Below are 17,390 nucleotides of genomic sequence, written 5' to 3' on the forward strand. Positions count from 1 at the left end.
CCCCAATTAGGTAAACCGAAGGTCGAAATATAAAATTGATGCCACAATAGAATGCAAGTGTCCTACCAGAATAAAAACTGTTTGCAGTCAGGAATGCAAATCATACCATTTTATATTTTAGATTAAAGGATTGAAGAATTGGGAATAACTAATCACTACCAGCGTTTTTATCTTGGCTACAGTTGCATTCTTTTCTTGAACTGGTGTCACTACTTGCCTGATATTAATTCTGCCGAAGGACGAAGGAAGAATGCCGTTTGATGAATTTGACTCTGAGGGAACATTTGATGATGCAAAACCCAGCAAATCAAGCCAGATCTATGTCGGCGCCGCCGCACCCAACAAAAAAGCTGCGCCGCTTTTGGGACAACATCAGCAGTTCTGCTCAATCAGGGTGGCAACAAGCGCACAGTCTTTGGCAGCACAGACGGCAGCGCCGCCATTTGCTGACCCTGCTAATTCTGGCTACCACGGCTTTAACCATTAGCACAACTGCTTGCATCAGCTATTTTTTTGTGCGCGGACTAATCCTCGACAATTTAAAGCAAATAGCACTATTAAAACTAGAAAAAGGCACCGACGAAATCGACCGCTGGCTCAGCAGCCGCAAATCAGAAATAGAAACCATTGCTTACGATCCTACGGTTGGCACTCGCAATTGGAAATTAGTCGAGCCCCGGTTGCAAGGAGAAATATACAGGTTAAAAGAGTATTTCATCCTGTCATTAACTCAACCCGACGGCTCATTTATCAACACTTTAGGCAACCGCGGGAACAGCAAAGACCGCCAACACTTTAAAAAAGCAATGACCGGGCAGCTCAACGTTTCCGACCCGCTGATCGGCCGCACTACAAAAGTTGCTACGATCATCATTTCAGCTCCTATTTGGGCCTTGCCTCCCGCTCCCAATCAAGTAATTGGAGTCCTATCGGGCAGCATTAAATTAGACCGAGTAACATCTGTCGCTAACAGCTTGCAGTACGGTTCCGACAGTTATGCTTTTGCGATCAATTCACAAGGAGTGCCAATTGTTCATCCCAACAATAACTTAATCGGAAATATCGATCTGCCGGCCCCAAGCTTTTTACAGTCACAAGACCCCGCACTCTCCACAATTGCGCGGCAGATGATCGACCGCCAGACGAACATCGAACTGGTAAAAATAGATAACAAATGGGTGTATGTGGCCTATGCTCCCCTCAAGGAAGTTAACTGGTCGATGGCTTTAGTCATTCCCCGCGAAAATATTGAATCCCAACTGCAAGCATTAAATTTGCTGACATCTGTAGTAGCCGGACTGCTCGGCCCGGCAATGCTAGCAGCAATTTGGCTAATTTACTCTTCCGAAAACAATCGCGCTCAAGCGGAGCGAGAAGCCATGCTCAACCGGATTGCCGGACGCATTCGCGCTTCCCTGGAATTAGACCAAATAGTGCCAAGTACAGTCGAAGAAATAGTAAATTTGCTGCACCTAGAACGGGCGGCTTTTGGTTGGTACGAACCGCAAAACAAAATGTTAAAAATTATGTGGGAATCTTGCCAATCGGATTCTCGGACACCAGCCATAAAGTTTGAGCCTTACTTTCTAGAAAATGTGTTAGTACGGAGTGGTCAAAGCGAACCAATTATTCTTTCGAGCGACACTTTGGCGGAGGGTGTAACTCAACCGCCCGAACTTAAAGCGAATAGCTATTTAGCCGTACCTGTTCAGACTCAGAACCAGCCGCAGGGTTATTTAATTTGCAGCCACGCTACTCATTGGCTGTGGAGCCGGGAGGAAATCCAACTATTAAAAGCTGTGGCAGACCAATTGGCGATCGCAATTACTCAAGCTCACCTTTACAGTCAAACCCAAGACCAAATAAAACGGCTCAATAGTGCATTAAATGAACTGAAAACAACTCAAACTCATTTAGTGCAGAGCGAAAAAATGTCATCATTAGGTCAAATGGTGGCCGGGATAGCCCACGAAATTAACAACCCCGTTAACTTCATTTCGGCTAATTTGCCTCATACCAGCAAATATACTAAAGATTTATTAGAATTGGTGAGTTTATACAAACAAACATTCCCAGAGGTTCCCCCGGAAATTGCAGATTTTACAGAAGAAATCGAGTTAGAATTTATCGAGGAAGATTTGCCGCATATATTGGATTCTATGAAAATAGGAACCGAACGCATTCGGAGCATAGTTCTTTCTTTGCGTAACTTTTCTCGCCTAGATGAATCTGACAAAAAGCTGGCGGACATTCACGAAGGTATGGAAAATACCTTGCTGCTGCTCTCCAACCGCCTCAAAAATAGAATTTATATAGTCAAGAAATACGGAAAAGTGCCTTTAGTCGAGTGCTATCCGTCTCAGCTCAATCAGGTGTTTATGAACTTGCTGAGCAATGCGATCGATGCCTTGAACGAGATCGATCGCCTGGATAAAATTATTACAATTTCCACGGGAGTAATTCGCGAAAATGGCGGAAAATTTCTGAAAGTGGCGATCGCCGACAACGGGCCCGGCATTCCCGACAGCGTTAAAGACCAAATTTATAACCCATTTTTTACTACTAAACCGGTGGGCAAAGGCACTGGTTTGGGGTTAGCAATTAGCTACAAAATTGTAGTGGACGGACATGGCGGCAGCATCGAAATTTCTAAACCTCCGGGCGGTGGCACGGAGTTTTTGGTAAAAATTCCTATTAGTAACGGGAAGTAATACCATTTTAGATTTTAGATTTTAGATTTTAGATTTTAAATTATAGAATTGGGAATGACTTATGAAATAAGGGTTTGGAGCTTGTCTACAGTTGCATTATTATTGGAAACACGTATAAGAACGAAGTGGGAAAGGAAGCCCACGGATTTTGTAACGGAGGTAACGGATAGAGGGGAAGAGGGAAGAGGGACTCAACAGTTTTAATGAATGCTAAGTTGACGGCCTTTGGCTAAAATTAGAATAGTTTTTGTTAAAGGAGTTTTATGGCTGTTGGCAAGGATAGTATTTTCGAGCGCTTTTTGTCCCCCCTGATTCGATTGGCGATCGACGAAGAAGCACTGAAACGACTCTACGAAGGTATCGACTGGGAAACAGCGGGCGATCGCTACCGACAACCCGACCTAGTTTATCCCGAATATTACAGCAGCCAAAACTTTCACGGCATTAAAGGCGGCTACCTCAACCCCAGTGCCGCCGTTTCCTACGATCCAATCACGCAATACGTTTTGCCTCCCCACGAAACAGTAGTCAGGCAAGGCTTAATAGACGCTGTGCGGGTGAAACCGCGCCGAATCATCGATTTGGGATGCGGCACCGGTTCGACAACGCTCATGCTCAAGCAAGCCTTTCCCGAAGCGGAAGTTGTCGGCCTGGACTTGTCGCCTTATATGCTGGTAGTTGCCGAAATGAAAGCGCAAAAAGCCGGCTTAAAAATCGAGTGGTTGCACGGAAATGCTGAAAGCGTTGCTTTTCCAGATGCCAGCTTCGATTTAGTCGCAGCTTCCTTGCTGTTTCACGAAACGCCACCTGCTGTATCGCGGGCAATTTTGCGAGAAAGCTTCCGACTGCTGAATGTTGGGGGACAAGTGGCAATTTTGGACGGAAACCAAAAAACTTTGCGGCAGACAGAGTGGCTGGCTGATATCTTTGAAGAGCCTTATATTAAGTCTTACGCGGCTGGCAGCCTCGATGCTTGGGTGGGGGCGGCTGGATTCGCGGCGGTGCAAACTCACGAACACTGGTGGGTGAATCAGGTAACGCAGGGTGTGAAACCTTTGCCTGGGGAAGATTTGGAACAGGCAAAGGTGGCGAGGGGGTGGAATTTGGGCGATCGAACTCCTGATTTTGATGGCGATTTACCAGGCATTCCGGCTCCTGCTTGATTTACAGAATCACTCCCGACTAAAATAACCACCGACTCGAAGTCGGGGCTACACAAACAAAGTCCGCCTTCGCGGACTGAATAATAACTAATAACTAATAACTCATAACTCATAACTCATAACTCATAACTAATAACTCATAACTAATGACCCTAAAAGCAGTTTTATTTGATTTTAATGGTGTAATTGTTAATGACGAGCCGATTCACGAGAAAATAATCGATCGATTGATGCTCGATGAAAATCTCCAGCTCAAACGTGGGGAGTTTCGAGAAGTTTGTTTGGGAAGGAGCGATCGCGCTTGCATTACCGCACTGCTCGAGCGCCGGGGACGATTTCTGACAGAAACATACCTCGATCTACTGCTGCAGCGCAAGGCAGAAGCTTACAAAGCTCAAATAGATACTTTGGAGAAACTGCCGATTTATCCCGGTTTGGCAGAATTTATGGCCAAAATTCGGGCCGCCGGACTGAAAATGGCCGTAGTTAGCGGGGCAATGCGATCGGAGATAGAATTGGTGTTAGATCGGGCCGGTTTGGCAGCAAACTTTGAGTTAATTGTCGCAGGTGACGACTTGAGGGCGAGCAAACCAGCACCCGACGGCTATCTATTGGCTGTGGAACTTCTCAACCAGAAATATCCCGACTTTAACCTGCAACCGATCGAGTGTTTGGCGCTAGAAGATACTTTTGCGGGGATTGAAGCGGCGAAAAAGGCGGGGATTCAGGTAGCGGGTGTGACTCACACTTACCCGTTTCACATGATCCAGCGCCAAGCTAATTGGACGGTGGACTATTTTGCTGATTTAGAGTTGGACAGAGTGGCGGAACTTTGCTCGATCGCCCCCACTGAGCCGGCTGCGCGAAACACTTGACGTTTTTAGCAGTTACGTGCTAACGTAGGTGACGGTCTGCGAACGTGAGAGCAAGCAAAACCTGTAAAGCTTTTAGATTCCGAAATCCCGCATCTAAAATGCTAAATTAAAACTCAATCAGGGGAATTAGCTCAGTTGGTAGAGCGCTGCGATCGCACCGCAGAGGCCAGCGGTTCGAGTCCGCTATTCTCCATAAATCAGGGGCATTTCTACAAGTGACGATCGCACTTCGCTTTGATCTCAAAGCGAGGTGCGATCGTCACCTGCTTTGACACCCGCCTATTTTGGGCGATATACCCGATTTCTGACTAACTCGTAGCATCAATAACCTGTTGAGAGCGAGAAACCCGGTTTCTATTTTGTGCGATCGACCCAGTTTCTGCTTAACTCTTAGCATCAATAAGATAATTTCTGTAAAGAAACCCGGTTTCTAATGTCACACTAATTGCTGAAAAGACGTATTTTGGTGTCTCAACCCGGTTTCAGAACAGAATGCAACGGTAAGCCCCTGCACCAAACCCTTATTTCATCAGTGAATCTAAAATCTAAAATCTAACATGGTATCAGCCGGGTTTCTGTCGCAGTTGCCATCAATCCCCACAAAGCATTGATTTTGTCACAAACAATAAGTTTTGTAGCTAAACATACAACAGTCTTATGAGCCGAGTCTTAATATCAAGTCGCTATGTGTTATTATTCTCAATCATCTGACTCATCTATTGAAGAGTAACAAGAAAAAATGACAAAGCGATTCGATCGGCGGAAATTTCTTTTATACGGTTCTGCTACCCTAACATCCAGTTTATTTCTCAAAGCTTGTAGAACTCCCACTCCAACAGCAACTCCCGCCACTTCCCCCACATCAACAGGAACTACACCAGCAGCAGGCAGTGGAAACACGATCAAAGTAGGAATTTTGCATTCCTTGAGCGGCACGATGTCAATCAGTGAAAAAAGCGTTGTCGATGCCGAACAATTAGCGATCGAAGAAATTAATAAAGCTGGTGGCGTCCTCGGAAAACAAATCGAAGCAGTAGTAGAAGATGGCAACTCAGACTGGCCGACTTTTGCCGAAAAAGCAAAAAAATTGATCGACCAAGATAAAGTTGTCACCGTCTTCGGATGCTGGACATCCGCCAGCCGCAAAGCAGTATTGCCAGTATTTGAAGAAAAAAATCATATGCTCTGGTATCCCGTACAATACGAGGGTCAAGAGTGTTCCAAGAACATCTTTTATACTGGGGCAGCGCCGAACCAGCAAATCGAACCAGCAGTTGACTGGCTTCTAGAAAATAAAGGCAAAAAATTCTTCTTAGTCGGGTCGGACTACGTTTTTCCTCGCACGGCAAATACCATTATCAAGGCACAGCTAGCAGCCAAAGGTGGCGAATTAGTTGGGGAAGATTACATTCCTTTGGGCGGGACAGAAGTCACGCCAATTATTACTAAAATTAAGGCAGCTTTGCCAGACGGGGGTGTGATTTTCAATTCCCTCAACGGCGACAGCAACGTAGCATTCTTCAAACAGTTGCAGGGTGCAGGTTTGGGCCCGGACAAATATCCGTCAATGTCTGTCAGTATTGCAGAAGAAGAAGTAAAGGCGATCGGCGTAGAATATCTTAAAGGTCATTACGCCGCCTGGAATTACTTCATGACTGTGGAATCTCCGGAAAATACAAAATTTGTGGAAGCTTTCAAGGCAAAATACGGCAAAGATAGAGTAACTAACGACCCGATGGAAGCAGCTTACATCATGGTTTACCTGTGGAAGCAAGCCGTCGAAAAAGCAGGGACAGCAGACGATTTGGAAAAAGTGCGGGCAGCAGCTTTAGGTCAAACCTTTGACGCGCCTGAGGGCAAAGTTACGATGGAAAACAACCACCACATCTCTAAATTTGTGCGCTTGGGCGAAGTGAGAGACGACGGTTTGTTTAACATTGCTTTTGCTACGCCAGAAGCAGTGCAGCCGGTTCCTTGGAATCAGTTTGTCACTGAAACAAAAGGCTTTTCTTGCGATTGGTCAGACCCCGCAAAAGGCGGAAAATTCAAAGCTTGATAAGTAGGTAATACCAATTTTGTTAACGTTGGCAACGTATCTTCGATCCCCCCTAGCCCCCCTTAATAAGGGGGGGACAAGAGCGTTCTTGCGTCACCCCCTACTCCCCTTAATAAGGGGGAACTGGAGTCTTCAAAGTCCCCCTTATTAAGGGGATTTAGGGGAATCGAGATACTGAATCTAAGCATTTTTTATAATATAAAACTCGACGCTTAAGTTGACACCAATGGGGTAAAACCCGCCCCTAATTATTATCCGCGAACAAAGTTAACCGACTTGATGCAGGAGTAACAAAAGTGGCGATATTAGATGGTTTATTTAACGGCATTAGCATCGGCGCTGTTTTACTAATTGCAGCCCTGGGACTAGCGATTATTTTCGGGCTGATGGGCGTGATTAATATGGCTCACGGCGAGTTGATGATGCTGGGGGCTTATACAACTTTCGTCGTGCAAAATGTCTTCAAAGGTATCGGAGGATTTGCTTTTGAAACATATATTTTATTTGCGATTCCCCTAGCTTTTTTAGTAGCGGCCTTGGTAGGATTAATTCTTGAACGCGGAGTGATTCGCTATCTTTACGGGCGGCCGCTAGAAACTCTGCTGGCAACTTGGGGCGTAAGTTTAATTTTGCAGCAGTTTGTCCGCAGCGTGAGTTGGGTGCTGGTAATTGGAATTGGGGTGTTTTGTTTGCTGTTTTTTGGGGGATTGCGGGTATTGAAGCAGCGCCTGGATTTCGATCGCATTCGCAACAAAATAATCGCCATAATTTTGCCTTTATCTTTGGGTATTTCCTGGGCGGTGAGCGCCTTTTTAGGGCAAACTTACCAACTCGCAGTAACTAAACCTTGGTTTGGCGCTCAAAACGTGGATGTAACTGCGCCTGCATGGCTGCGCGGCGGCATCCCGCTGGGCAATTTCCAATTGCCCTACGCCCGAATTTTTATTATTGTCCTGACCGGAATTTGTTTGGCGGGAATTTACCTATTTTTGCAAAAGTCTGTGTGGGGATTGCGGATTAGATCCGTAACGCAAAATCGCAGCATGAGCGCGTGTTTGGGAATTCCTACCGAACAAGTAGACGCGCTGACTTTTGCTTTGGGTTCGGGGTTGGCTGGTGTCGCTGGGTGTGCGATTAGTTTGATCGGTTCCGTAGGGTCAAATACCGGACAAAATTATATAGTCGATACCTTTATGGTGGTGGTTGTGGGCGGTGTCGGCAAGATTGTGGGGAGTGTAGTTGCTGCGATCGCGATCGGCACTGCAAATTACCTGATCGGTTCGGGGACGTTAGCAATAATGTTCGCTCCTGTCAAGCCTTTAGCCGACTTCTTCACATTTTTCGCCACAACCAGCATGGCAAAAGTAATGGTATTCGCCTTAATTATGGCTTTTCTGCAAGTGAAGCCGGGAGGGATTTTCCCGCAAAAAGGGCGGACGGTAGAAAATTAAAAATTACAACTGCGAGGGTAGCGAAAAATGCAGAAAAAATATCAAAAAGCCTGGCTAAAAGAAGCGGCAATTGTCAGCGCGATCGCCCTCACATTCATATTCCTGATCCCAGGAATACTCCCCGACGTTCGCCTCAATCAATTGGGGCGATTTTTAGCCCTAGCAATTGCCGCCCTGGGCATAGACTTGATTTGGGGATACACCGGTTTGCTTAGTTTAGGGCATGGGGTGTTTTTTGCGATCGGCGGCTACGCTTTCGCCATGCACCTAAAACTGCAAATTCCCCCAACCGCCAGCAGTCAATTGCCAGAATTTATGAACCTCTACGGCGTTACCGAACTCCCCTGGTTTTGGCAACCATTTTATTCATTTCCTTTCTCAGCATTAGCAGTAGTTCTCATCCCCGCTATATTGGGCGCACTTTTGGGTTATTTAGTATTCCGCAATCGAATTCGAGGCGTTTACTTTTCAATTCTCACCCAAGCAGCAACTATTGTATTTTTCAACTTCTTTAACGGTCAACAAAAACTCATTAACGGAACCAACGGACTCACCGACTTTAAAACCCTGTTCGGAGCCACAGTAAATGACCGAGATACTCAATATATTTTCTACATTCTCACCATACTATTTCTAGCAGCAACTTACGCCCTCTGCCGCTGGCTGACCAGCGGGCGTTTCGGTCGCCTGCTAGTAGCAATTCGCGACGACGAAGTGCGGCTGCGTTTCTCAGGTTACAATCCCACAGGATATAAAGTTTTAGTCTTTGCAATTTCTGCCGGTTTAGCCGGGATTGCAGGCGCATTATTTACCGTACAAACCGGAATCATTTCGCCAAAAGCAATGGATATTGCCTTTTCAATTGAAATGGTAATCTGGGTCGCAGTGGGAGGTCGCGCCACATTATCGGGAGCAATATTGGGAACACTGCTAGTCAACTTTGGCAAAAGTTTCTTGAGCGAACAATTCCCCGAAGTTTGGCTGTTTTTCCAAGGTGCGCTATTCCTCATAGTAGTCACAGTGCTGCCCGACGGCTTAGTCGGATGGCTGCAACATCAAGGTTTTGAGCAAATCCGCAGCTTGTTCAGAAGACCGAAGTACGCATCTACTTACCCCAGCCTGGAACAAGACCCTCAAGTGCAGCGCGAAAAAGAAGAACTTGAACATTGAGTGCAAAAATATCGTGTATATATAAGTAGGCGGACATAAATAAATGTCACCAGGCAGCGAGGAACGAAGCAATCGCAATAGACTTGGGAAAAGCTGGGTTTCTCTCTGAGGAGACGCAATATATATGTCCACTTACTTATATATCCTTAGCAAACAGCTTCGTTCTTTAACTTGAGGGGAAACATATGGCAGATATTATTGACTACAAAATTTACGGCGACGATTTGCAACTCATCGAAATTGAACTCGACCCCAAAGAAGGCGTCAGGGCTGAAGCTGGAACCATGACATACATGGAAGGCGACATCCAAATGCAAACATCTACAGGCGGCGGCTTATTTCAAGGTTTCAAACGGATGCTGACAGGAGCGGGTTTTTTCATTACCACCTTTGTCAACGCCGGAAATCGCAAAGCCCGCGTCGCTTTTGCCGCCCCCTATCCAGGTAAAGTAATTCCCCTCGATTTAGGTCAACTTGGCGGTAAATTTTTGTGTCAAAAAGACTCATTTCTCTGTGCGGCCAACGGCATTGAAATTGAGGTAGCTTTCACCAAGCGGCTCGGTGTCGGTTTCTTTGGCGGAGAAGGTTTTATTCTGCAAAAATTGCAGGGTGACGGGCTAGCTTTTGTTCATGCGGGAGGAACAATAGTTGAGAAAAATTTGGGAGCTGGCGAAGTGTTGCGAGTAGACACCGGCTGTTTAGTAGCTTTTGCTCCCACAGTAGACTACGACATTCAGTTTGTTGGCGGGTTTAAAAATGCTCTATTTGGCGGCGAAGGCTTGTTTTTAGTCAAGCTAACCGGGCCTGGAAAAGTGTATTTGCAAAGTCTGCCACTATCGAAGTTAGCGGAGCGAATTATGGCTGCAAGCCCAACTGCAATGTCGAGCAGTTCTAGCAGTTTTACTTTAGAGTAAACTGCCAGCAAAAAGTAGAAAATATGGTGCCACGGCAGGGTAAAAAATCGGCTTGATAATGAGAAGATTTGCGCTCCGCACCTACAAGAGGTATCGGTTGTTGTCCATTAGTGAGTTAATTACTAATTATGAATGGCAAAGTATTAGAAATAGAAAACTTGACTGTTAGTTTTGACGGTTTTAAAGCCATCAACGGTTTAAATTTCAGCATGGATGCCGGCGAACTGCGAGTTATCATTGGCCCCAACGGTGCGGGAAAAACCACTTTTCTCGATTCAATTACCGGGAAGGTGCAGCCGACAGAGGGCAGGGTGTTATTTAAGGGACAAAATTTACGCAAGTTGTCGGAAGATAGGATTTCCCGCTTGGGAATTGGTCGCAAGTTTCAGACGCCGCGAGTTTACTTAAATTTAACGCCGCGCGAAAATTTGGAATTGTCTTGCAGCCGCCATAAAAATGTTTTTTCGACTTTGTTCCAGCCTGCTTCTGCTGCTGAAAAACGCACGGTTGCCGGTTTGTTAGAAACAATTGGTTTAGTTGCTAAAGCTGATGTTTCGGCTGGTTTGCTTTCTCACGGGGAAAAGCAATGGTTGGAAATTGGAATGTTGGTGGCTCAATCTCCTGATTTGTTGTTGGTAGATGAACCTGTGGCGGGTTTGACGGATGAGGAAACGGTGTTAACTGGAGATTTGCTGATTTCGCTGGCCGAAAGTCATTCGGTGTTGGTAATTGAACACGATATGGAGTTTGTGCGGCAAATTGCGCGGCAGGTGACGGTGTTGCATCAGGGTGCGGTTTTGTGCGAGGGGACTATGGATGAGGTGCAAAATGACGATCGGGTAATTGAGGTATATTTGGGCAAACCGGAAGAGTAAGAGGAAGGAAGTTCGGCAACGGATTGTGTAACGGATGTAACGGATATCAGGAAGAAGGAAGTTCGGCAACGGATTGTGTAACGGATGTAACGGATGTAAGATATTAGGAATAAGGAAGTTCGGCAACGGATTGTGTAACGGATGTAACGGATGTAAAATATTAGGGATAAGGAAGTTCGGCAACGGATTGTGTAACGGATGTAACGGATGTAAAATATCAGGAAGAAGGAAGAAGTTATTTGTTAGTTGCTACCAATTTCCCGGTTTAATTACCCATTAAAAACTATGCTACAAGTCTCTAATTTGAATGTTTATTACGGCGAAAGTCACATTTTGCGCGATGTCGATTTAAGCGTAAATGCGGGGCAAATGGTTTGCTTGATTGGCCGCAATGGTGTGGGCAAAACTACTATGCTAAAAACGATTATGGGGTTGCTGCAACCGCGCAGTGGCACTATTGCTTTTGGCGGAGAATCTATTGCTTCTAAGTTGACTCACCAGCGGGCTAGATTGGGAATTGGTTACGTACCTCAAGGACGCGAAATTATTCCCCGTTTGACGGTGAAGGAAAATTTATTGTTAGGTTTGGAAGCGAAACCAACCAAAACCAAAAATCCTGAAGTTCCTGATGAAATTTTTGATTTATTTCCGGTTTTGAAAACTATGCTAGATCGCCTGGGAGGTGATTTGAGCGGGGGACAGCAGCAGCAGTTAGCTATTGCTAGGGCTTTGATGGGTGAGCCGCAGTTGCTGGTTTTGGATGAACCGACGGAAGGGATTCAACCGTCGATTATTTTAGATATTGAAGCTGCGGTGCGCCGTGTGGTTGCGACTAGGGGTATTTCGGTTTTGTTGGTGGAGCAGCATTTGCATTTTGTGCGGCAGGCTGATTGGTATTATGCTATGCAAAAAGGGGGGATTGTGGCTTCTGGAAGCACTAGCGAGTTGAGTGATGAGGTGATTCAGAGGTTTTTGGCTGTTTGAATAGAATTGAAGGAAGGCACGACACGGATTTTGACGATGACAGCGAGCGCCTCAAAGAGCAAGAAGGGCAAGCGTTTAGATTTGAAAAATGGCTTATTCGTCTGGGTTCGCTTGGTATTCTGCGATCGCAGTTTGGATTTCCTCGGCGGAGACATTTGCTTGTTCTGATTTCGAGTAAATCAGGTGTAAAACAACTTGAGTCGGTGATTCAACTTGATCAATCAAGCGATAACAGCCGCTCTTACCAACTTGGGCATCACTGTTTTTAGCCCGGACTTTGTAAACGGTGTATTGAGTCCCTGTAATCTGGTTTCCTATGAAGTTTCCTTGGATAAGCTCATCAAGGACTGGCTGAATATCGGTTTGAATTTGGCGATACTTTTTAGCGAGTCCTTTGAGGCGACGTTTGAAGAGTACCGTGAATGTGACTTGGACTGACATATCAGACATTGATACCGTCCCAGAGTTCCGATATGGGAAAGGTTTGTCCCGCTTTGGCTTGGTGGAGGGAGGCTTTCAGATCGGCGAGGATTTGCTCGTTGGAGTCGGTATCTGAGTCAAAATCTGAGTCGAAGTCTGGGGCGATCGCGGATTGTGTCCGACTGGTCAAAAATTCCAGAAATGCCAGCGTTTGCTCTAAAAGTGGCTCAGGAGTCCGTTCGATCGCTTCGAGAAGGCGTTGTTTAATCGGCGACATAAGACTACCTCTATTATTAATTATTTTTTCGGCCGTCTGGCATTGTGGTGCCGGCCATACTTGCTCGATCGATACTAGCGCCATCTATATTAGCATTGCGGAGGTTGGCATCGGAAAGATTGGCATCCCTCAAGTCGGAAAATCGCAGGTCTGCACCGTCTAGATTTGTCTTTGTCAAGTTAGCTTTTCTGAGGTTAGCATTGCTGATTCTCGCTCCTACTAATTCGGCTCCGCTTAAGTTTGTGCGAGCTAGATTGGTGTTGACAAAATCTGAGATCTCGAAGCGACTACCGCTGAGGTTGGCATCTGATAAATCTGATCCTGTAAGGATGGGATTTTTTAAGTTAATGTTAACTAATTTTACGGCTCGGAGGTCGCAGCGGGAGCAGCTTTGAGTTAGCAGCAGCGTTTCGACGTTGGCGTTGATTAGGTCGATTTGTTGCTGGGAGAAATTTTCGGCAAATTCTGGGGAGACGTAGCCGAGCTTTTTGGGGTCGTCTGCTTTTGGTTGGGGTGTTTGGATTGGGGGTGTTTGGATTTGTTGGGGTGTTTGGATTGGTTGGGGTGTTTGTGGTTGGGGTGTTGGGATTGGTTGGGGTGTTGGGATTGGTTGGGGTGTTGGGATGGGTTGAGGTGTTTCTATTTGCCCGATCGCACTTAGTTGCAGCCCCACCTTCGGCAGTTCGAGAGTTGCTGCAAAAATTAGTAGGGCGATCGACATTATTGTGAGTTTTTTCATAAATAAATAACTTTTGGCGAAAATACGATTTATATTGTATAGTACCTGCAAAAGTGAACACCCTACATTTCGCTAAATAGATCCAAATTCAGATAAAAGACTTCGGAACCGTCAGGTGCGCGAATTAACTTTTCTATTACCGGAGGCAGTTGCTGTTGACGGTACAATTCGGGAATCTCGCAGAAGCTTTCTTCGGAAATTTGCAAAATTTTTGGCATATCAGGAATGGGAATCCCCAACCGCTCATTCTTATTTAAAGTGCAAACAATTAGGTAGTTCGAGTCGAGTCTAGATCCGTCACTGGGAAATATTTTAGATAAATTAATCAGCGTAATCAGTTCTTCTTGATGTCGCACTAAACTATTACCGCCCGGTAAAAGACCGTAGGGATTAAATTTTTTAACAATTCGCTCCACTCGTTCAATAGGAATAGCATAGTAAACATTTCCTAGTTCAAAGGAAACAAATTTTTTAGGAGTAATTCTAACAGTGCCTTGTTTCTGGCTCCGGAAGCGACGATTGTAATTGGCGTGAGTCATGCGATTTTAGATTTTAGATTGAAGATTATTTGATTTTATTACGGTGCGCGGCTCGGCGCACCTTACCGCTATAATTCGCGTGTCCAACCACTTTTTGCCTAAATTTGTTTGAGATTGGGAATTATTAGATTTTAGATTTTAGATTTTAGATTTTAGATGGGATTATTTAGTGTTTGATTAATTTGGGGATGGCTTGTAAAAGTTGGGCCTCGCTGTAAGGTTTGGTGAAGTATTGATTGGCGCCTAATTCCATTGCCATTTGCCGATGTTTTTCGCCGCTGCGGGATGTCAGCATGGCTACGGGAATATTAGCAAACTGCTCGGTCGATCTGATCGATCGCAACAATTCAAATCCATCCATCCGGGGCATTTCAATATCCACGATCGCCAAACTGCAATCAAGACCATTTTGCAACTTTTCCAGGGCATCCACTCCGTCTTTAGCCTGTACCACCTGGTAGCGAGCACGAGTCAGCGTCAGAGACAGCAACTGCCGAATAGTATAGGAATCGTCCACTATCAAAATCAGCGGTGACTGACTCGAACTCGGCGGCATCTCCTGCACTTTACCGGACACAGCGGCGATCGAACTATTTGCCGAAGGTTGACCCACCAAATCGTCCACATCCAGAATAGTCACCACGCGCCCGTCCCCCAAAATCGTAGTCCCCAAAACCCCGCGAGGCTTGGATAGAGGCGGCGGCAAAGGTTTAACCACAATTTCCTGCTGGCCGATCAGCCGTTCCACGGCCACCGCCAGCATTCCTTCGGTAGAAGCCAAAACCAGGACGGGAATTTCCTCTAGGGTCAAAGGGTCAGGAGAGGGGGCATCCGGGGCGACGACGCTGTATTCGAGCAAATCTTGCATCCTCACCAAACGAATAAATTCCTCCCGCCACCACAGCATCGGCTGATTGCCGGCGATGTGAACTTCCGAGGCTTTAATGTGCAAAATTTCCTCGACTGCATCCAGCGGCACTGCTATTTTATTGTGATCGGTCTTCACCATCAACGCATCAGTAATCGACAGCAGCAGCGGCAGTTTGATGATAAAACTCGTACCTTTTCCCAGGCGAGAGTCTACCTTCACAGTCCCCCGCACAGTCCGCAAATTTGTTCGCACCACGTCGAGCCCGACTCCCCGCCCCGAAAGGTCGCTGACCCCTTCTGTAGTGCTGAAACCCGGCCAAAACAGAAAATCGTAGAGTTCGGCAATGGAAAATTCTTGAGCTTGTTCCTCCGTAGCCAAACCCTTTGTGACAATTTTACGGCGAATGATTTCCGGGTCAATGCCTCTGCCGTCATCGGCGACAGTAATAATAGTTTGGCCGCCTTGGTGGCGGGCTTCTATTTCAATGTGACCGCTGGCGGGCTTGCCGGTTGCTTGCCGAACTTCGGGCATTTCGATGCCGTGGTCGAAAGCGTTTCTCACTAAGTGTATTAAGGGGTCGCGCAAAGCGTCGAGCAAACTTTCGTCAATTTTGGTATCTCTTCCCACTAGCAGCAGGTTGACCTCTTTATCGTATGTGAGGCACATATCCCGGAGCGCTCTGGGCAAGTGATCGACGGCGCGGCTGAAATTCACGACTCGCAACTGCATGACGCGACTGCGCAGTTGGTCGGTAATGCGGCGCAGTTGGTCGGTACTGCGCTCGAATTTCATGGCTAAGGTGTCTAATTTGGTGGCGGATTGAGAAATTGCTTGGGCAGTTTCGATGACTTCTGTGGCTGTCGAGTGGAACTCTGTATAACGATCCATCTCTAAGATATCGAAGTGAGCATGGGCCTGAGAGGATTTGCCGTTAGCAATAATTGGGAATTCTGTTTCTGCTGCTGCACTTTTTCCCAATCCAGACTTCCCGTTTCCGCCTCTCCAGTCTGCAAAACTCAGTCTGTCGTATTCTTCTCGCAACTGACCGCCGAATAGGTTCAAATCTACGATACTGCGGCGGATGCGCTTGACTTCGCCGCGCAGTTCGGATTCTTGAAGTTCTAAATTTGTACGGTTGATGACTAATTCTCCGACTAGATTCACCAATTCAGTTAACCGTTCTAAGTCTACGCGGATTGTCGGCCTTTGCGCGTTGGGGACTGGGGAAGAGGGGGATGCAGGGAGTGTGGGGGAGGGGATGATTTCGGCGGGAGTGGGGGACGGGGAGAGGGGGAGTGTGGGTGAGTGAGGGGGAGTGTGGGAGTGTGAGAGTGTGGGGGGGAGTGGCGGAATGGGGGAGTGGGGGGGAGTGGGGGAGGGGGAGATTTCGGGGATTTCGATCGCCCTTCCTTCCAATATTTGTTGGCGTGCGGTTTGCAAGTTTTGGGCGATCGCCCAACCCTCGGATTGCAACCGTTCTAGAGTCAAGTCTGGAGAGTCGATCAAATCTCTCAGGGGTGCGGCGACTTTCCCAAAATCCGGCAATTGTAGCATTCCAGCCAAACCGGAGAGTTGGTAGTAAACCTGATGGAGGGCGGTGACGCTTTTTGCCAAATCCGCCTCGGAAGCTTGGGAAAGCTCGGTTTCTAGGCGATTGAAGAGTGGCGGCACTTCGTGTTCAAAAATCAGTTTCAGGGTTTCCGGGGCGGGCGATTGGCTGGCTGCGGGGACTGGCGAGTCTTCTGACTTGCCGTACTTGGCTTCAAACTGAGCGAAAATTTGGGCGATCGCCTCCAAGTTGTCAGTTTGATCGGGAGTTGTGACATCGGAGTGTTGAATTGATTCGAGCGCAATCTTTTTGAGAGCATCCACCCCTTGCAGCAAAACACTAACAGTAGTCGGTTCCAGGGCCGACAAGTCTGTGCGATCGCGCAAAATAACAAAACAGTCCTCCAGCGTGTGAGCCGCCGCCGATACCTTTTTAAAGCCCAACATCGAACCCGCACCTTTAATCGAGTGAGCCGCCCGAAACATTTCTTTAACTGCCGCTTGTCGCTCTTTCAACCCCGCAGCTTCCATCGCCAGCAGGTTCGTCTCCATTAACTGGAGAAACTCTTCGCATTCTGCGGTATAAGCATCTATTAATTCGTTTAAATCGTCATCATTCATATTAGTCTGTTGTCTGTTGTCTGTTGACAGTTAACTGTTGTCTGTTGTCTGTTGGCAGTTTTTTTATATATGATGTCCCGTTATTTAACTGTAATTGTTGCCAGGGTGGGTTCACGATTATCTATAAATTCGCATTCAGGATATTTGTCAACCCGCCCCGACAACAACGATAGTTA

At 46.6% G+C, this 17,390-nt stretch carries 14 protein-coding genes and 1 tRNA gene; 10 read left to right on the plus strand and 5 right to left on the minus strand.

Annotated features, from left to right (window positions below; genetic code table 11):
• Nucleotides 1-260: 260 nt before the first annotated feature.
• The 10 genes from QUA78_RS00205 (at nucleotide 261) to urtE (ending at nucleotide 12,199) form a co-directional block, all read left to right on the plus strand.
• Nucleotides 261-2,711: an ATP-binding protein gene (locus QUA78_RS00205; protein WP_333398489.1), complete on the plus strand. Its 2,451-nt coding sequence runs from the start codon at nucleotides 261-263 to the stop codon at nucleotides 2,709-2,711.
• A gap of 263 nt (nucleotides 2,712-2,974) precedes the next feature.
• Nucleotides 2,975-3,874: a class I SAM-dependent methyltransferase gene (locus tag QUA78_RS00210; protein ID WP_333299629.1), complete on the plus strand. Its 900-nt coding sequence runs from the start codon at nucleotides 2,975-2,977 to the stop codon at nucleotides 3,872-3,874.
• Nucleotides 3,875-4,020: 146 nt separating this feature from the next.
• Nucleotides 4,021-4,749, plus strand: coding sequence for an HAD family phosphatase (locus QUA78_RS00215; RefSeq protein WP_333299630.1), 729 nt, complete (start codon nucleotides 4,021-4,023; stop codon nucleotides 4,747-4,749).
• Between the two features lie 120 nt (nucleotides 4,750-4,869).
• Nucleotides 4,870-4,942 (plus strand) — tRNA-Ala (locus QUA78_RS00220).
• 546 nt (nucleotides 4,943-5,488) lie between these two features.
• Nucleotides 5,489-6,805: an urea ABC transporter substrate-binding protein gene (gene urtA, locus QUA78_RS00225; protein WP_333299631.1), complete on the plus strand. Its 1,317-nt coding sequence runs from the start codon at nucleotides 5,489-5,491 to the stop codon at nucleotides 6,803-6,805.
• Nucleotides 6,806-7,101: 296 nt separating this feature from the next.
• On the plus strand, nucleotides 7,102-8,256 hold the full coding sequence (locus QUA78_RS00230) for an ABC transporter permease subunit (protein WP_333299632.1): 1,155 nt from the start codon (nucleotides 7,102-7,104) through the stop codon (nucleotides 8,254-8,256).
• A 27-nt stretch (nucleotides 8,257-8,283) separates the two neighbouring features.
• A complete protein-coding gene (gene urtC, locus QUA78_RS00235; RefSeq protein ID WP_333299633.1) occupies nucleotides 8,284-9,426 on the plus strand; it encodes an urea ABC transporter permease subunit UrtC in 1,143 nt (380 codons plus the stop codon).
• 185 nt (nucleotides 9,427-9,611) lie between these two features.
• On the plus strand, nucleotides 9,612-10,340 hold the full coding sequence (locus QUA78_RS00240; RefSeq protein ID WP_333299634.1) for a TIGR00266 family protein: 729 nt from the start codon (nucleotides 9,612-9,614) through the stop codon (nucleotides 10,338-10,340).
• Nucleotides 10,341-10,468: 128 nt separating this feature from the next.
• A complete protein-coding gene (gene urtD, locus QUA78_RS00245; RefSeq protein WP_333299635.1) occupies nucleotides 10,469-11,215 on the plus strand; it encodes an urea ABC transporter ATP-binding protein UrtD in 747 nt (248 codons plus the stop codon).
• 285 nt (nucleotides 11,216-11,500) lie between these two features.
• A complete protein-coding gene (gene urtE, locus QUA78_RS00250; protein ID WP_333299636.1) occupies nucleotides 11,501-12,199 on the plus strand; it encodes an urea ABC transporter ATP-binding subunit UrtE in 699 nt (232 codons plus the stop codon).
• A 93-nt stretch (nucleotides 12,200-12,292) separates the two neighbouring features.
• On the opposite strand, the gene QUA78_RS00255 is transcribed toward urtE, so the two are convergent.
• The 5 genes from QUA78_RS00255 to QUA78_RS00275 all read right to left on the minus strand — a co-directional run bounded on the left by QUA78_RS00255 (nucleotide 12,293) and on the right by QUA78_RS00275 (nucleotide 17,214).
• Nucleotides 12,293-12,649: a type II toxin-antitoxin system RelE/ParE family toxin gene (locus tag QUA78_RS00255; protein WP_333398490.1), complete on the minus strand. Its 357-nt coding sequence runs from the start codon at nucleotides 12,647-12,649 to the stop codon at nucleotides 12,293-12,295.
• Entirely contained in the window at nucleotides 12,642-12,896 is a 255-nt protein-coding gene (locus tag QUA78_RS00260) for a hypothetical protein (protein ID WP_333036453.1), read from the minus strand. Before QUA78_RS00260 ends, QUA78_RS00255 begins: the two co-directional genes overlap by 8 nt.
• 16 nt (nucleotides 12,897-12,912) lie before the next feature.
• On the minus strand, nucleotides 12,913-13,635 hold the full coding sequence (locus QUA78_RS00265; RefSeq protein ID WP_333299638.1) for a pentapeptide repeat-containing protein: 723 nt from the start codon (nucleotides 13,633-13,635) through the stop codon (nucleotides 12,913-12,915).
• Nucleotides 13,636-13,697: 62 nt separating this feature from the next.
• Nucleotides 13,698-14,174, minus strand: coding sequence for a chemotaxis protein CheW (locus tag QUA78_RS00270; protein WP_333299639.1), 477 nt, complete (start codon nucleotides 14,172-14,174; stop codon nucleotides 13,698-13,700).
• A gap of 166 nt (nucleotides 14,175-14,340) precedes the next feature.
• A complete protein-coding gene (locus QUA78_RS00275) occupies nucleotides 14,341-17,214 on the minus strand; it encodes a hybrid sensor histidine kinase/response regulator (RefSeq protein ID WP_333299640.1) in 2,874 nt (957 codons plus the stop codon).
• Nucleotides 17,215-17,390 lie beyond the last annotated feature (176 nt).

Origin of the sequence: Microcoleus sp. K4-B3 (assembly GCF_036704615.1) — a bacterium.
GTDB lineage: Bacteria > Cyanobacteriota > Cyanobacteriia > Cyanobacteriales > Microcoleaceae > Microcoleus.

Excerpts from the sequence above, each read along its gene's own strand:
- QUA78_RS00215 (WP_333299630.1), top strand. The coding sequence starts at position 4,021 with ATGACCCTAAAAGCAGTTTTATTTGATTTTAATGGTGTAATTGTTAAT.
- QUA78_RS00205 (WP_333398489.1), top strand. The coding sequence starts at position 261 with ATGAATTTGACTCTGAGGGAACATTTGATGATGCAAAACCCAGCAAAT.
- QUA78_RS00270 (WP_333299639.1), bottom strand. The coding sequence starts at position 14,174 with ATGACTCACGCCAATTACAATCGTCGCTTCCGGAGCCAGAAACAAGGC.
- QUA78_RS00260 (WP_333036453.1), bottom strand. The coding sequence starts at position 12,896 with ATGTCGCCGATTAAACAACGCCTTCTCGAAGCGATCGAACGGACTCCT.
- urtA (WP_333299631.1), top strand. The coding sequence starts at position 5,489 with ATGACAAAGCGATTCGATCGGCGGAAATTTCTTTTATACGGTTCTGCT.
- urtD (WP_333299635.1), top strand. The coding sequence starts at position 10,469 with ATGAATGGCAAAGTATTAGAAATAGAAAACTTGACTGTTAGTTTTGAC.
- QUA78_RS00240 (WP_333299634.1), top strand. The coding sequence starts at position 9,612 with ATGGCAGATATTATTGACTACAAAATTTACGGCGACGATTTGCAACTC.
- urtE (WP_333299636.1), top strand. The coding sequence starts at position 11,501 with ATGCTACAAGTCTCTAATTTGAATGTTTATTACGGCGAAAGTCACATT.
- urtC (WP_333299633.1), top strand. The coding sequence starts at position 8,284 with ATGCAGAAAAAATATCAAAAAGCCTGGCTAAAAGAAGCGGCAATTGTC.
- QUA78_RS00275 (WP_333299640.1), bottom strand. The coding sequence starts at position 17,214 with ATGAATGATGACGATTTAAACGAATTAATAGATGCTTATACCGCAGAA.
- QUA78_RS00255 (WP_333398490.1), bottom strand. The coding sequence starts at position 12,649 with ATGTCTGATATGTCAGTCCAAGTCACATTCACGGTACTCTTCAAACGT.
- QUA78_RS00210 (WP_333299629.1), top strand. The coding sequence starts at position 2,975 with ATGGCTGTTGGCAAGGATAGTATTTTCGAGCGCTTTTTGTCCCCCCTG.
- QUA78_RS00265 (WP_333299638.1), bottom strand. The coding sequence starts at position 13,635 with ATGAAAAAACTCACAATAATGTCGATCGCCCTACTAATTTTTGCAGCA.